General features: G+C 50.3%; 10 protein-coding genes. 4 read left to right on the top strand and 6 right to left on the bottom strand.

Features of this window, described 5'->3' with window-relative positions; translation table 11 throughout:
• Window positions 1–2: 2 nt before the first annotated feature.
• The 3 genes from WBJ53_RS28415 to WBJ53_RS28405 form a co-directional block, all read right to left on the bottom strand.
• Entirely contained in the window at window positions 3–1,088 is a 1,086-nt protein-coding gene (locus WBJ53_RS28415) for a hypothetical protein (RefSeq protein ID WP_338872614.1), read from the bottom strand.
• Window positions 1,089–1,263: 175 nt separating this feature from the next.
• Complete coding sequence (locus WBJ53_RS28410; protein ID WP_338872612.1) at window positions 1,264–2,739, bottom strand: RagB/SusD family nutrient uptake outer membrane protein; 1,476 nt, start codon at window positions 2,737–2,739, stop codon at window positions 1,264–1,266.
• 131 nt (window positions 2,740–2,870) lie between these two features.
• On the bottom strand, window positions 2,871–5,900 hold the full coding sequence (locus WBJ53_RS28405; protein ID WP_338872610.1) for a TonB-dependent receptor: 3,030 nt from the start codon (window positions 5,898–5,900) through the stop codon (window positions 2,871–2,873).
• Window positions 5,901–6,176: 276 nt separating this feature from the next.
• Between WBJ53_RS28405 and WBJ53_RS28400 the strand changes: the two genes are divergently transcribed.
• The 4 genes from WBJ53_RS28400 (at window position 6,177) to WBJ53_RS28385 (ending at window position 13,495) form a co-directional block, all read left to right on the top strand.
• Window positions 6,177–7,199 (top strand): LacI family DNA-binding transcriptional regulator, encoded by a 1,023-nt coding sequence (locus WBJ53_RS28400; RefSeq protein WP_338872608.1) that lies wholly within the window; start codon window positions 6,177–6,179, stop codon window positions 7,197–7,199.
• Between the two features lie 388 nt (window positions 7,200–7,587).
• Window positions 7,588–8,457 (top strand): hypothetical protein, encoded by an 870-nt coding sequence (locus WBJ53_RS28395; protein WP_338872606.1) that lies wholly within the window; start codon window positions 7,588–7,590, stop codon window positions 8,455–8,457.
• 53 nt (window positions 8,458–8,510) lie between these two features.
• Window positions 8,511–11,861, top strand: coding sequence for a TonB-dependent receptor (locus tag WBJ53_RS28390; protein WP_338872604.1), 3,351 nt, complete (start codon window positions 8,511–8,513; stop codon window positions 11,859–11,861).
• Window positions 11,862–11,938: 77 nt separating this feature from the next.
• Window positions 11,939–13,495 (top strand): RagB/SusD family nutrient uptake outer membrane protein, encoded by a 1,557-nt coding sequence (locus WBJ53_RS28385; protein ID WP_338872602.1) that lies wholly within the window; start codon window positions 11,939–11,941, stop codon window positions 13,493–13,495.
• Window positions 13,496–13,657: 162 nt separating this feature from the next.
• On the opposite strand, the gene WBJ53_RS28380 is transcribed toward WBJ53_RS28385, so the two are convergent.
• The 3 genes from WBJ53_RS28380 to WBJ53_RS28370 all read right to left on the bottom strand — a co-directional run bounded on the left by WBJ53_RS28380 (window position 13,658) and on the right by WBJ53_RS28370 (window position 16,136).
• Window positions 13,658–14,395 carry an alpha/beta hydrolase gene (locus WBJ53_RS28380; protein ID WP_338872600.1) on the bottom strand — a complete coding sequence of 246 codons (738 nt, stop codon included), beginning with the start codon at window positions 14,393–14,395 and terminating at the stop codon, window positions 13,658–13,660.
• A 109-nt stretch (window positions 14,396–14,504) separates the two neighbouring features.
• Entirely contained in the window at window positions 14,505–15,260 is a 756-nt protein-coding gene (locus WBJ53_RS28375; protein ID WP_338872598.1) for an SDR family oxidoreductase, read from the bottom strand.
• Window positions 15,261–15,314: 54 nt separating this feature from the next.
• Window positions 15,315–16,136: an alpha/beta fold hydrolase gene (locus tag WBJ53_RS28370; RefSeq protein ID WP_338872596.1), complete on the bottom strand. Its 822-nt coding sequence runs from the start codon at window positions 16,134–16,136 to the stop codon at window positions 15,315–15,317.
• Window positions 16,137–16,155: the final 19 nt, after the last annotated feature.

Raw genomic sequence — 16,155 nt, 5'->3', positions numbered from 1 at the left:
GGCTACTTGTTGATTTGGGAAGCGGTTGTTTCAAAGGTTTTCAGATAGGTTCGTACTTCCTGATTGTGGGGATGAAGTCCCTTCAGAAGTTGGTAAATGGCAGCGCTGTTATCCTGGGTTGGGCTAGTGAGCTGGCGTGCTAGTAGTTGTTGCGTTTTATCGTTCAGTGTGGGCTGCGAGGCCAATAAATTCAGTAGCATCGTCGATTGTTCCTGATTGGCTTTAGGCAGCTCCTGGGCAATGGCTTCCGTCAGAACAGGTTTGAATGGTATGTTCGCTAATCGTTTCAGAATAACAATCTGGAGCGAATAGCCTGCTTTCTGATAGGTCTCCCAAAGCCACTTTTGCCGGGCATCGCTTAAAAAAAACGGGTTTGCAATTCGTTGTAAGGCATAGCGAGCCGTAAAAACGTTTCTTCCCTGGATGATCGTTAGAATGTCGGGCAGGAACCCATCCCATATCGTTCCCTGTGCATCAATGACCCGATCCATTGCCCAATATTGATAGTGGTGGTTGGTGCTGGTCAGAAAACTATGCAGCAACTGATCGTCCTGATAGGTTTCCGTTATTCGCCTGATTTCGTTCACTACGTTGCCATGAGCCAGATGCCAGAGCGTATAACAGGTGTATACGGCTCCGTCGATAACTTCATTTTTAACCGTTTTCAGGGTAGCCCCCGCTTTCGCATCGACCGAATCGGCCAGGTTTTCGGTGCCTTTCCCAACCAGATCGTCCATGGCTACATCTTTCAGCAGCGAATTCGGGTTTGCCAGAATATCGCGCAGTTTTTCGTAGTCCTCCGGTTTAAATTCCTTATGGTCCATTTTAGTCAGTATCTGGTTTGGCGGCAGGTCATACCGCGTGTAATTGCCCACCAGATCCCAGTAAAAATTGATATAGACCGGCTTACATTCGCCCGTCAGGCAAACTGGCGTAAACACATTTCGAAAGAAATAAACCGGTCGTCCATTATTGTCCAGAGCTAGTTTAAGCGTATACGAAGCCGTGTCGTTTTCGCGGATCGTAAACTCCCGGATTTTATTAGGGGGTGAAAGAGCGAAAGAGTGAAAGAGCGAAAGAGTGACCATGAATAACAGTGTGAAAAAGAGAGAATACGAGAACAGTACCGCACTACTGCGCTTAGGGTACTTCAATCGCCTATAGTCAGCCCAAAATCTCATTGTTCACATTTCTTATTGCATCCTAATTCACTCAATCATTCAATCATTTAATCACTCTTTCACTCTTTTACTCTTTTACTTTTTATTGCCAGTCCGGGTTTTGCTGTAGCTTGGTGTTGGCGTTCAGCTCATCCAGTGGAATTGGGAAATATTTGTTTTTCGCCTGCACAGGACGGGATGGATAAACGCTATTCACCGCTTTCGGAATCACGGTCAGGTATTTGCCGGTGCGGGTCAGGTCGTACCAGCGGTCGCCTTCGGCAAAGAATTCCCAGGCGCGCTCCTGAATCACAGCATCGATGAAGGCATCTTTGCTCAGACCCGTTTGCAGATCGGGCAGACCGGCCCGCTTGCGTACTACATTGATGTAGCCATAAGCTGCAGTAGTAGCGCCGTTGAGTCGGGCTTCTGCTTCGGCGGCAATCAGGTACATATCGGGCAAACGCAGAATCGGAATATTAGGAATAGCGCCCTGAGTCGAAACGGGGTCCTGATATTTTTTGATCAGCACAGCATCGGTCGTAATCGGCGTAATGTTGCGTTGCGCAACGATTTGGCCGCTCTTATTCACGTAGTTGGTGTCGAGCAGTTGACGGCGCTTGTCGGCTGGGTTAAACGAGTTAAAGAACGACATATAGGCGAACATCGATCCATACGTGGTTCGACCGTATTCTGGGCCAGCACTACCCGGAGGGCCACACAAGCCAACCAGTTGGTGACCACGTCCCGGTGAGATTGGGTCAACTTCGTAAGCCCACATATTTTCAATACGGGCAGCATCTTCCTGATCGTATTTGTACACATTCCGTACATCGGGCATCAGCGCGTATTTTCCCGAATTAATAACGGCCTGTGCTTTCTCCAGTGCCTTTGCCCAATCTTCGTTATACAGAGCCGCTTTGGCATACAGGGCATTGACCACTTCTTTCGATGGGCGGCCTTTATCGACAGCCGGGTACGATGGCAATCCGGCGGCAAATGCCTGATCCAGATCACTATAGATTTGCTTGTAAACCTCTGCTTTGGTGCTTTTACCCACTACGGCATCAGCTTGCGAATAGCTGGGCGTTGTTTTAATGGGGACATCGCCGAAGTTTTTGGTTAGTGCCCATTCGTAGAAGGCCCGCAGAAAATACGCTTCGCCAATAATCTGCTTCTTGCGCGTTTCGTCCATATTGGCAGCGGGTACTTTGGCGATGATCCAGTTTGATTTTTCGATGCCGTCATAGCCCGATGCCCAGATTTGCTGGGGCGATTCGTTGGTGCGTGAGTTACTCTTCTGAACCGTGTAGTTGGGGTCGTAGGAGAAGAGCGTTAACGTATTACGGCCCACTACCCCCCGTGGATAGATCAGATCGTCGCTGAAATCGGGAACCAGCGTCATGGCCGGTCCACTATACATATCGGCAAGCGGGTCATAGGCCGCAATCAGCCCTTTTTCGGCATCGGCCGCCGTCTTATAAAAGGCTTCGGTATAAATAGACGAGTAAATGGTTTCGTCCAGTTTGCAGCTTGCCAGACAGCAGGCCGCGAGTATAGGAATAAGGATTTTTTTCATGAATCGGAATGATTGACTTGTTGAATGATTGAATGATTGAATGATTGACTTGTTGGGTGGTTCAGCCGCACGGCGGACCGTCGCTACAGCGGACCTTAATTCAATCATTTATGAATTCAATCATTCAATCATTATAATGTGATCTGTAAACCGCCCAGGAATGACTTGGCTTGTGGATAAACCAGGTTGTCGATACCAATTTGTGTGTTGGAACCGGCATACGTATTCACCTCAGGATCGAAGCCGCTGTAGCTGGTAATCGTGAAGAGGTTGTTGGCGCTTACATAGACCCGAATATTTTGAATGCCTTTGATGCGGGGCAGCGTGTAGCCGAGCGTTATGTTTTTACAACGCAGGTACGACCCGTCTTCCATGACGTAGTTGGTAACCGGCAAACGACCGCCCTGCATCGGGCTCACGTATTGATTGCTGGGATTGGTTGGTGTCCAGCGGTTAACCACGCCTTTCAGCATGTTCCGCTGGCCCAGTGGCATTTCGAACGACAGACGGCTCGCATTGTAAATGTCGTTGCCCTGCGTACCGGCGAGGAAAACACTGAAATCGAATTTTTTGTAGTTCAGGTTCGTCGAGAATCCATAAATGAAGTTCGGATTCGGATTGCCCGTAATGATCTGATCGGCAGAGTTGATCACGCCATCGCCATTGATGTCTTTTACCTTATGACCACCCAACCGTCCGTCGTAACCCGGTAAAATGGCATCGCCCGTCTGGTTGATACCGTCAAAAACGTAGGTTTTGAAGAGACCGAGCGGGCTACCTACTTTCAGTATCGAATAAGCCGTCACGAAACGCTCCTGTGTGGTGCCGCCATCCAGATCCAGCAGTTTGTTGCGGTTGAAGGTTGCATTGGCCGACACATTCCATTTTAGCGGTCCATCCAGAATCCGGGCGTTTACGGCCAGTTCCAGCCCCTTATTTTCGAGCGATGCGAAGTTGCCGGTAATCGTACTGTAGCCAGAACTGAGCGGCAGCGTTTTCACATACAGCAGGTCTTTGGTGGTTTTCTTATACACGTCGGCAATCAGGCTGATGCGGTTATTCAGGAAACCTACGTCGATACCGATGTCGGTTTGAGCCGAACGCTCCCAGCGCAGATCGGGGTTGGCAATACCCGATGGGTTGATGCCCGTAACGTAGGTATGGTTAATGTTGTAATCGCTACCCGAGGCCGATACAGTTGCCAGCGATTGATAGGGAGAGATACCAGCCGCATTACCCGTGATCCCGTAACTGGCACGTAGTTTCAGATCCGAAACCCAGCTAACCGATTTCATGAACGGCTCTTCGATAATCCGCCAGCCAGCCGAGGCTGCCGGAAATAAGCCGTATTTGTGGTTGGCTCCGAATCGGCTCGATCCATCGACGCGAGCGGTCAGATCCAGAAAATACTTGTCTTTATAACCATAGTTAATCCGTCCCAGATACGAATCCAGCCGCTGTTTGTTCCGATCCGTATACACCGTGCGGTTCAGCGCCAGTTGCAGGGCTTCGTTTTGCGTAGCATCGTTCGGGAAGCCACTGGCATTGATCTGGTTCTGATTATAGGTTTGCGATTGGGTCGCAAATACAGCCGTTGCCTTGAAGGAATGGTTCTTGGCAAACGTGGTGTTGTAGGTCAGAATGCTCTCGTGCAGTAGCGACAGATTGTTGACGTTGGTTTTCGAGCCAGCACCCGAGTTATCGTTCAAGTCAGATTTGTTAACGATGGAACGGGGCGAATATGTATCACGCAGACTGCTTTGCAGATCGATGTTGAACGAAGCCCGGTAGGTAAGTCCTTTCAGGATCGAAAACTCACCGTATACATTGGATAGAATCCGATGAATGGCGGTCTGATTCAGAATAGCCGTGTAGTTCAGCGGGTTGATAACTTCCCGATACTGGCCATTGGCCTGCTCCCCAAAGGGGAAAATGCTGCCATCTTCCCGATACGGTTTCAGGGTAGGTGGAGCACCAACGGCTGCGCCCAGAACGGTTTGGGTCACTACACCTGCATCGCCAATAGACTGGCTACCGGTTGTAACGCCTGAGTTAATGACATAACTGCCCAAAATGCTGGTTCCTACTTTTACGCGATTGCTAACCCGATGGTCGACATTCAGGCGAAACGAGTAGCGTTTGAAGTTCGAGTTAATGATAATTCCATCCTGATTGAAGTAGTTAGCCGAGAGCGACATTTGTGTTTTCTCGGAACCTCCGTTGATCGAGAGCTGATGGCTCTGAATGGGTGCTTCGCGGAAGATTATGTTCTGCCAGTTGACCCCTTCGCCAAGCGACGCCGGATCGGTGTAATAATTGTTTTTGAATACGTCGTTTTCCAGTTGTGCAAATTCGGCCGCATTCAGCACGGGCAGTGTTTTATTTACCTTCTGGACACCATAATAGCTGTCGAGGGTAACGCGGGTTGCGCCCGATTTACCCCGCTTTGTCGTGATCAGTACCACACCGTTGGCCGCCCGCGAACCGTAGATAGCCGAGGCTGAGGCATCTTTCAGAATTTCAACCGACTCAATATCGTTTGGGTTAATGGTCGACAGTGGACTCACGTCATTGATGCCTCCGCTGTTCGAAATCTGAATACCATCAACTACGTAGAGCGGTTCGGAGTTGCCGTTGATTGAGTTGGTACCGCGAATCCGCACGCTGATATTACCACCGGGTGCGCCCGTGTTCTGACTAACCTGTACACCCGAAACCCGTGCCTGCAAACCCTGAGCCACGTTCGAAACAGGCGTCTGAACAAGCTCCGTCGATTTTACCGAAGCAATGGCCCCGGTTGTCTCAATTTTGCGCTGCGTACCGTATCCCACAACCACCACTTCGTTGAGCGACCGGTCGTCGGTTTGAAGTGTTACATTGAGTGTTGTACGGTTCCCAATGGCAATGTCCTGCGATACGTAACCAATAAAGGAGAAGGTTAACGTAGCATCGTTGGGTACATTTTGAACGGAATATCCCCCGTCGGCATTGGTGGTTGTTCCACGCTGCGTATTCTTGATCACGACACTTACGCCGGGAAGTGCATTGCCATCTGCACCAATAACACGTCCGCTTACGGTACGACCCTGTGCCAGAACCCTTGATGCCGCTATGAGGGTGATTACAACCAGACACAGAAATAAACGTATTCGTTTTTTCATGAGGTTAGATATAGGAATAGTTATATTTTTATTGATTTTTGCTGAAGGTTTCATAGAATGTGTATTTAGTAGGTTAAATGCGCATAAATCCACTTTTATCTATGAAATCTTCGACTTCTCCTTGAAGTTGCCTGCATAAGTGCCTTTTGTCAAGGAAAACTTTGATTATTTTTTTGGGAACATTCCCAAAACTTATTGGGAATGTTCCCAAAAAAAAGTACGTTTATGTGGCTGCTTTGGAGGGATAATGTATTAAAGTAGATAAAGTACAATTTTATGCGACAGCACCTGGCTACCATTATTGATATTGCCAGACAGTTAGGAATTTCAAAATCGACCGTGTCTCGGGCCTTGACGGGGCACCCCAACGTGAATACGAAAACCCGGCAACGGGTACTCGAACTGGCCGAACAACTGGACTATCAGCGCAATCAACTGGCCATTTCGCTGCTGACGAATCAGACGCGGACAATTGGCATTATTGTGCCCGAATTCATCAGCTTTTTCTTCCCGAAAGTGATCATTGGCGCGCAGGAGGTGCTGGCCGAAGCGGGCTACAATGTGGTTATCTGTCACTCAAATGAATCGTACGGAACCGAAATTGCTAATGCCAAAGCGCTACTGGCCAGCCGGGTCGATGGGCTGATTGTATCGCATACGAAAGAAACCCGCAATTTCGACCACTTTCGGGTTTTTCAGCGAAAAGGCGTGCCGGTTGTGTTTTTCAACCGGGTTTGCGAAGACATGAACGTATCGAAGGTGACAGTCAATGATTACGATGGGGCTTTTAAAGCCGTAGAGCATTTGATTCTGACCGGTCGGCGTCGAATTGCTCACTTATCTGGACCCGACAGTTTGCCCAATAGCCGCAGCCGACTCAATGGTTACCGCGATGCCCTGCGTCAATACGGTATCGTAGAAGATCCCGAACTCATTATCTCCTACGACCTGACACTGGAGAAGGCCAATATTTATGTCAATCACCTGCTGAATCTGCCGCAACCGCCCGATGCACTCTTTACCATCAACGACCCAACGGCCATCGAAGCCCTAAAAGTCATCAAAGGGCGTGGCTTACGGATTCCCGACGATATTGCCATTGTCGGTTTTAGCAACGATCCGATTTCGGCGCTGGTCGAGCCGGGTATTACTACCGTAGCGCAACCCGTCAGCGAAATTGGGCAACAGGCAGCCGATCTGCTGGTCGAGCAAATGACCGATAAAGACGGCAGCAGGCCACCCCGAACTGTTGTGCTGGAAACCCAGCTTATTGTGCGTGGATCGACGGTGAAGGTGTAGCCCATCGCCCGCCTGGGGGCATAATACAGAAAAAGAAGCGCAACACGGATGACACCGATTGAACGGATTTCCACAGATAAGAAAGCTTTAATCGGTGTCATCCGTGTTCTAATTTTATTTAGAACTGGGAGAACATTATTGATAAGAAGCCCTGGTGCGTAATAGTAATCTATTGAAAAAGTAGTTTTTGTTAAATTTTTTCGGGCATCAGGCCTGATTGATAATGCGCTGACAACGGTAGAGTAAAATTCAGGTAATGTTTAAGCACTTGTTTTGTGCTTCGAAAACAGCCTATGAAAACCGTTCTGCCAGTTGAGTGCCTTGGTTCTGTAAATCAACTGGTTATTGCTTTGTGTTGCTTGATTCATAGGCATTTAATTCAACGCTTATGAAGTTGCTGCTGGGCCTTATAGCCTGTTTCATTGGCATACTTCCCTTTTTGGGGTTTGATGTTAATGTTATCCTCTCTAAATCAACCACCATCGATTCGTTGGGTGCCTGCCAGGGCGTGAGCTATCAGGCGGGCAAGGTCTATCTCTACGGCGACCGCGAAGTCGGAATGATTCGTACCTATACGGTTAAAGGGGATTCGCTGACCTATACCGGGCAGGAAATAAAACTGACCGTCGATGGGCAGGATATCATCAATCACCCAACAGGAATTGCCTACAACAAAACCGGTCCTACGTTTATTGGCAACAGTATTCGGCTCAATCCCGAAGGCACCAAATGGCGGGCGGTTATTTATCTCGTCAACTGGGCCGGACTGCTGCGCTCCGGCACCCTCGATGGCAATCTGTTAAGTACCATCGAAGATGATGCCTGCATTCAGGGCACCCGGCCCGAATACGTTCAGTATCAGAACAAGTGGTATGTTGCCACAGCCGATTATGGCGATAAAGCCAATGAAGTTCGGCTCTATGACCCGATCCGGCTGGCCAAAGCCCAAAAAACCAGTGAACCAGGCGTAATGGTGAAAAAATTCACCTGCTCGCCCTGGGTTCAAAATCTCCACTGGATTCCCTCAAAAGGCATACTCGTGCTGATTCAGAATCAGATAGAAGGACGGCGCTGGCGTTTTACGTTCGTGGATTTGAAAAAGTCCATCGCTGCTGGGAAGCAGGAAGTTATAAAAGAAATTGACGTCGATAAAGCCGACGAGCTGGAAGGGTTTGCGCTCCTGAACGACCTGAAATCGGGTCTTGCCGTTACGTCGTCGCGTCGGCAAAACGTGCATTTTATGAGCCTCTTCTGGTAAGGCTCCCAACAATTTTTGAATACAACCAACTAATCCAAATTATACAACTTGAAATGAATCGCTACTCAATTGAAGGGCTCAGGTGCTTATTGTGTCTGATCCTGGCTGTCAGTCCATTGGTCTGTCAAACGACCAGGGCGGCCAATGTTCTTTTTGGCAATCTGGCAAAGCCCGCTGCCCGTATTACGGGTGTTGTAACCGACGAGCAGAAACAACCCATTCCGGGGGTGAATATTGTTGAAAAACAGACGCGGAAAGGGACCGTTACCGACGCCGATGGTCGGTTTACGATCGAGGTCAATTCGGGCGCAACGCTGGTATTTTCGTCGGTTGGGTTTACTACCCAGGAGCTTGTAGTCAGTGAGCAGCAGACGCTGAATGTGGTGTTGAAAGAAGATGTAAACCAGTTGAGTGAGGTGGTGGCCGTTGGTTATCAGACCCTTCGGAAAAGTGATCTGACGGGTGCGGTTGCCAACGTGAAAGCCCGCGAACTGAACGTATCGGCTCCAACTCTGGGTCAGGCGCTGGTAGGTAAGCTGGCTGGTGTGCAGGTTTCGCAGGTGAGCGGTGCACCGTATGTGAGCACGAAAATCCGGGTTCGGGGTATTGGTTCGATCAACGCCAGTTCGGACCCACTCTACGTAATTGACGGTTTTCCGGCCGGTAACGATGTGTTTATCAACCCGAACGATATTGAAAGTATCGATATTCTGAAAGATGCGGCTTCGGCTGCCATCTACGGTTCGCGGGCGTCGGGCGGTGTGGTCCTGATTACGACCAAACGCGGTAAGGATGGCAAAGGGAAATTCGATTACGAATATCAGTATGGCATCAACCAACTAGCCAAAAAAGTAAAACTGCTCGATGCCAGCGGTTTTGCCCAACTGGTAATCGACGGGCGGAACAACACCTACCGCGATCTGGTGCAGAATAGCGGTAAGCCCTGGAACGATGCGATGTTTTCGGACGACAACGCGACCCGTATTGCCAAAGTCGGGAATGCCAGTGCCGTAAGTATCCCGACCGATTTTTACGATTTCGCCAATCAGAAGCTTATTACGCCCAAATACAACACCGACTGGCAGAACGAGCTGTATCGGAACGCGCCCGTAAGTCGCCATAACCTGACATTTTCGGGTGGTAGCAACGGAACGCGGTATCTGATCAGTGGGGGCTATCAGAACCAGCAGGGGATTATTGTTGCGACCAGGCAGGAACGTCTGAACTTCCGGGCTAATATAGACAGCGAGATAAGCAAAAAATTCAAGGTAGGTACGAGCATTTTCGTGACAGCGACCAACAGCCGCGAAGTGCAGGAAGGTCGCTTTAACCAGGGGCCTATTCTGGGCGCATTGATTTATGCCCCTATTTTCCGGGCTCGCGATGACAACGGTAACCTGATTAAAAACGAAATGGCATCCCAGCAGTCGGCCTATGGGTATCAGACCATCGAAAACCCGGTAGCTATCGCCGAAGAAACCAACATCACGCGGAAAGGATTGCGGGGTACGTATAACGCAACGGCCAGCTACGAAATCATTCCCGGCCTGATTGCTAAAGCCAACGTGGGTTTACAGACCTATAACGAAAAATACGAATACTACCTGCCAACAAGCCTGAGCAGTGGCAACAATCCGCCCTATTCGCCCCAGGCCATTGCAGCAGCTACGGCTACGGCCTTAACGCTCAACACGCAAAACCTGCTGGCCGAATTTACGGCAACCTATGCCAAACAGTTCGGTAAACACCGGGTAAATGGCCTGGTTGGTTATACGGCCCAGAAAACCAATCTCGATCAGATCAGCGTATCGGCGCAGGGTTTCCAGAACGATGCCGTTCAGGAGATTACCGCCAAAGGCGCCGACCCGACGAATTTCTACCTGAACACGAGCACGACGACCAGTAGCGTCGGCTTTACGGGTACGGGCAAGCAGGAAGAAACGTTGCTGTCGTATCTGGCGCGTGCCGAATATAACTACGACGACCGCTACTACCTGACGGCCGCTTTTCGGACGGATGGGTCATCGCGCTTCGGGCCACTGAACCGCTGGGGTAATTTTCCGTCGTTGTCGGCTGGCTGGACCATCTCGAACGAACCGTTCTATAACGATTGGCTGGGGGCTGCTTCGACACTCAAACTGCGGGCTAGCTGGGGGCTTACCGGTAACTACAACGTGGGTAACTACAACTACCTGCAAACGATGGCCAGCCCGACCGGTGCCGTTTTTGGCTCAGGAACGATTCAGACGGCGTTTTATCCGGGACCGATCAAAGACCAGAAACTCGGCTGGGAGTCGACATCGCAATATAACCTGGGTTTGGATGTGGGCCTGCTGAACAACCGGCTGTTCCTGATTGCCAACGGTTATCTGAGCTACTCCTATAACCTGTTGTTCAACCAGCCGATCTCGGCTATTTCGGGCACAACCAGCATTCTGACCAACCTGCGCGATTCGAAAATCCGTAACCAGGGCGTTGAATTACAGATCGACGGGAAGGCCATTTCGACACCAGATTTCAAACTGGGCCTGAGCGGAAACATCTCGCTGAACCGCAACAAAGTACTGAACATGGGCGGTGCCAACACGATTCAGGTGGCGGGTGCCGAACGTTCTTACATTACGCACATTACGCAGGAAGGTCAGCCGGTGGGTATGTTCTATGGCTTTAAGGTGATCGGTATGGTTCGGCAGAGCGACATGGACAACATTGCCGCCGACAATGCCGCCTACAATGCCTCGACCCAGTCGTTTCCGGCAGGTTATGTGCTGAAAGGGCCCGCTCGTTCAACGGCGTCGACCAACCCACTTCGCCCCGGCGACCTGATTTTTCAGGATGTGAATGGCGATGGCGTAGTAAACAACGACGACAAGCAGGTAATTGGAACGCCCTATCCGAAATTTACTTATGGCTTCTCGGTCAATGCCAACTACAAAGCCTTTGATGCCAATATGTCGTTCAACGGGGTATATGGCAGTCAGGTGCTCGATGGTCAGGACTATTACCTGTTCAATATGGAAGGCTCGGGTAACCAGTATTCGGTAGTGGCCGACCGCTACCGGTCGGAGTCGCAGCCGGGCAATGGGCAAGTGTATCGGGCATCGCGGGGAGGTACGCAAAGCAACAGCACCCGTCTGTCGACATTCTATCTGCAAAATGGCTCGTTCCTGCGCTGTGCGAATATCACTGTAGGGTATAACCTGCCTGCTGCCCTCGTTAGCAAAGCGCGGGTGAGTGGTCTGCGGCTGTATGTAAACGTGAACAACGCCTTTACGATCACCAAATACAAAGGTTACAACCCAGAAGTCGATTACAACAACGGGGCTAACCTGGCACCGGGTGTCGACTATGGCAAATACCCGCTGGCACGTGGCTACAACATCGGGGCAAAAATCACTTTTTAATGCCTATCTCAACGGGGAGGTAGCTACGTCCTGCTGGCTCCCATTAATCATCACTAAACAGGTTTTTGTTAGAAGCTATGTTTTCTATTTCCAGGATAAATCAATTCATTAAAGCCCCCCTTTGGGGGGTTGGGGGGCTTTTGCTTCTGATGGTTTCGTGTAGTCAGGATTTTCTGGTCGAAACCAACCCCAATGCCATTGCCACGTCTGATTATTACAAAACAGAAAACGATGTGCTACTGGCCGTAAATGGTGTGTACAATGCGCTACGGAGTAATAGCGGTATTGCCGAAGGCAGTGCGTTATATGCCGAAGAGCGTTCGGACAATGCCGGTCGTAACGACAACCAGTCGAATGCGGGCGAGCCGTTTCAGTTCAACGATTTTTCGCTGCTGCCTAATAATTCGTACCTGCAAACGCACTGGACGGCTCTGTACCAGATCATTACGCGGGCCAATAGTGTGCTGGCCGGATCAGAAAATGTGACGTTTGCCAATGCCGATACGAAAGCGCAATATCAGGCCGAAGCCAAGTTTATTCGGGCTCTTATCTATTTCCACCTGGTTCGGAAATGGGGCGATGTGCCATTGGTAACCAAGCCGCTGAACACCGTCGATGAAGTTAACGCAAACACATTCCGGGAGAAAAAAGAGAACGTGTACAAGCAGATTGTGGCCGACTTAACCGACGTTGTGAACAGTCCGCTTCCCGACGTTCGGGCGGCTGCCGACAAAGGTCGGGTGTCGAAAGTAGCTGGAAATGCGCTGTTAGGTCAGGTTTATCTGACAATGGCTACTACGCTCGATCAGGCGAATCGGGCAACGAACCTGAATCAGGCGAAAACCTACCTGATGAATGCCTATGCTAAGCGGACATTCGGAACGCTGAAGGAAATTCCGTATGCCGATGTGTTCGATGTGGCGAAGAAAACCACCAACCCCGAAGCAATTTTCCAGATCGTTTACAAACAGGGCGATATCAACTATTCGTCGAGCATTGCGGCTAATAACCAGGCACAGGGCGAAACCATCAATTCGCTGAAAACCACAACCGGTGTAGGCGGAAACGTGAAGAGCGATCTGGTAAAAGACTATGAAACGGGCGATGCTCGGAAAGATTTTTCGATTAAGTACGCCAATGCGGCCGTAGTGAAAGACTATTTCATTACGAAGTACCGGGATGCCAGTTCGACGGCCGGAACCAGCGGCTACGGAGGTAACGACTGGCTGCTGATTCGGTATGCCGACCTGATTCTGATGCTGGCGGAGGTCAATATGTACCTGGGCGACGACGCTACGGCGATTAGTTTTCTTGATCAGGTACGCGAACGGGCGGGTTTGCCGCTCTACAATGTTGCCAAAAACGATCCGACGTACAGCGCCAAATACCCAACCCTGAAGCTGGCGATTCTGCACGAACGGCGCGTGGAACTGGCCTTCGAAAACCAGCGCTGGTTCGATCTGCTCCGGTTCTTTACGGCCGACGAACTGGTTGCGTATTTTAAGTCGAAAAGCCAGGCTGATTATGGTGCCGCTCAGCTCTCAAACTTCGGAACGAAAGATTATTATTATCCGATTCCGTTCAACGAGTATAAGCTGAATCCGACGGGGATGTATCAGAATCCGGGCTATTAATCGGCCTAACAGGCTTTTAAACCGAACAGAGCGCTGAGATTCATCGTTTTAGGCTCTCTGCAACTGAGCGTAGTGCTCTTTGCTCTACTTGTATTTCTCTGCAACCTGATCTCAATTCATCAAATCCTGCTCTTAAACTAAGAGCGGGATTTGATGCTTTATCTACAGTATGTTTGTCTGGCTGGCAGCCTCCAGAATGAAAGCGGCTACTTTCTCCGGCTGCGAAACCATGGGAACATGGCTGGTTTTGAGCGTAAGGACCGTTGCCTTTATTTTCTGCGCTAATGCCTGTTGCAGATCGGGATTGATCATGCGGTCTTCGCTGGCCGCAATATACCAGGAGGGCTTGGTTTTCCAGGCCGCTTTCGAGATCTTGTCACCCAGGGCTTTGGCCGACCAGGGCCCTTGTGTTGCGAACATCAGATGAGTTTCTGCTGCGGACAGGTCCTGCGCAAAATCGTCCTTGATTCCTTGGGCGGTTAGCGAAAGAAAACCAGACGCATCAGGTCTTATTTCCGCTGTACCCGGTGCTGCAGGAGCTAACTGGCTCATTTCGCCAAATGACTGCCCTTCATCCGGCGCGCCAGCCGCCACATAAACCAGACCCGCTACGTTGGGATCGTTGCCCGCTTCGGTAATCACCGCGCCACCCCACGAATGGCCAACCAACAATACGGGACCATTTTGCAAGGCGATGGCTCGTTTAGCGGCTGCCACGTCGTCGGCTAGCGATGTGAGTGGATTTTGCACCGAAATGACGGTAAGGCCTTTGGCTTCCAGCAGCGGAATCACTTTGGACCAGCTTGATCCGTCGGCAAAGGCACCGTGAACGAGAACTACATTGGTTACGCCCGTTTTAGTCGATTGAGCGTCTGCTTTTGAGGGGGTTGAAAGGGTCATTGTCATACTGGGGGGTGCGCCATGAGCGCGGTTAACTGTGTTTGGTTGAGATTTTTTGAATTCGGGTATTTCTACTGCTTCTGTTATTCGGCAGCTTTCTGGGTTTACATTAGCCCATCGACATGCCACCATCTACAATTAACTCGGCACCGACTACAAATGACGAATCGTCGGAGGCAAAGAACAGAACAACCTTGGCAATTTCTTCTGGTCGACCGAAGCGGCCCAGCGGAATGGCCTCAACAATTCCCTGATTCATCTGAGTTAGCTGTTGATCCGAAATACCGAGTTTAGCGGCACTATGCAGAGACGTATCGATCGGGCCGGGGCTAATGGCGTTGACACGTATCTGGCGACCGATTAGCTCTGTCGATAGGTTTTTGGCCATTGTCAACAGGGCTCCTTTTGTGGCAGCATATACGCTCGCGCCGGGGGCACCAACGTGGGCATTGATGGAGGTGTTCAGGATGATAGACCCGCCATTTTTGAAAAAAGGCACCAGCGTTTGAATGGTAAAATAAGCCGCTTTGACATTGGTGTTCATGCTTTCGTCGTAGATCGTTTCGGTCATGGCCTCGAAAGGGGCAAATTTGGCCACACCGGCATTGATGAACAGAATGTCGATAGTGGAGAAATTGGCCTGCACAAATTCTGACAAATGGTTCGCATTGCCCGGAATACTGGCGTCCCAAACGATACCAAGTGCTCTTTCCCCCAGCTCGGCAGTGATCTGGTCCAGCGATTTCTGGCTGCGTCCGGTAATCAGAACAGTGGCACCCTGGGCAATAAATTCTTTGGCTGTTGCCAGGCCGATACCGCTGCTGCCACCCGTAATAATGGTTACTTTGTTTTGAAGACGATTCATGGTTCTGTGTTGAAAAGGTTAGCATACTGTTGAACGTAAAAATCAGGAACGAGGTCAGTTGCCAAGACCTTTGGCAATGGTCTGTAACGTCGTAGTCACCTCCGTTGGCATCGACAGGAATGGGCAGTGACTGCTGTTGAGCGTATAGGTGCTTTTGATACCAGCCGCTGCCACCATTCGTTTTTGCAGAGTTAGGCCCACCGCATGATCCTGAGCCGTGTATACGTAGTATTTGGTTACTGTACCAAAATTGGCTGCCGTTAGCATAACCGGATTGGTAAAGGGAATGAACGGTTCGGCCCGGTAGTTATCGACCACTTGCTTTTTCACCGCATCCGATCCGTCCTGAATGAAGATGGGGGCTAAATTTTCAGCCTTTATGTCCAGGGTAAGCTGGTCGGCCGAAGGGATCAACGCGGGTCCCAGTTGGGAGGTGCTATCGGTAGAGGCAAGGGCTAGTAGAGATTGTCCATTGGCCGGTAAGAAAGCCCCGACATACACCAGTTTGTCGATGCGGCTGGGGATTTTTTCGGCCACGGCCGATACCACCATCCCGCCCATGCTATGGCCCACCAGAATCACATTGTCCGAAAGGGCATTAATTGCCTCCACCACTTTGTCCCGGTATACATCCATCGACAGGGTAGCGGGCGAGGTATTATCACTTCCGTGACCGGGCAGTTCGACCACAATTACATTCTGGCCTTGCTGAACTAATTGATCTTTGACGGCTTGCCAGGCATAGGGTGCCTGCCAGGCCCCGTGTACCAGCACGAACGTTTTAGGAGTAGGCGTAACTGTGTCGTTTTTGGTGCAGGACGACAGGGCAAAAATCGTAGCGACGAATAGAATTGCGGAGAAGAATATCGTTTTCATGGGAATTGATTGGTTATAA

Origin of the sequence: Spirosoma sp. SC4-14, from assembly GCF_037201965.1 — a bacterium.
In the GTDB taxonomy this organism is placed as follows: Bacteria; Bacteroidota; Bacteroidia; order Cytophagales; family Spirosomataceae; genus Spirosoma.
This window is presented reverse-complemented; position numbering and strand designations above follow the sequence as displayed.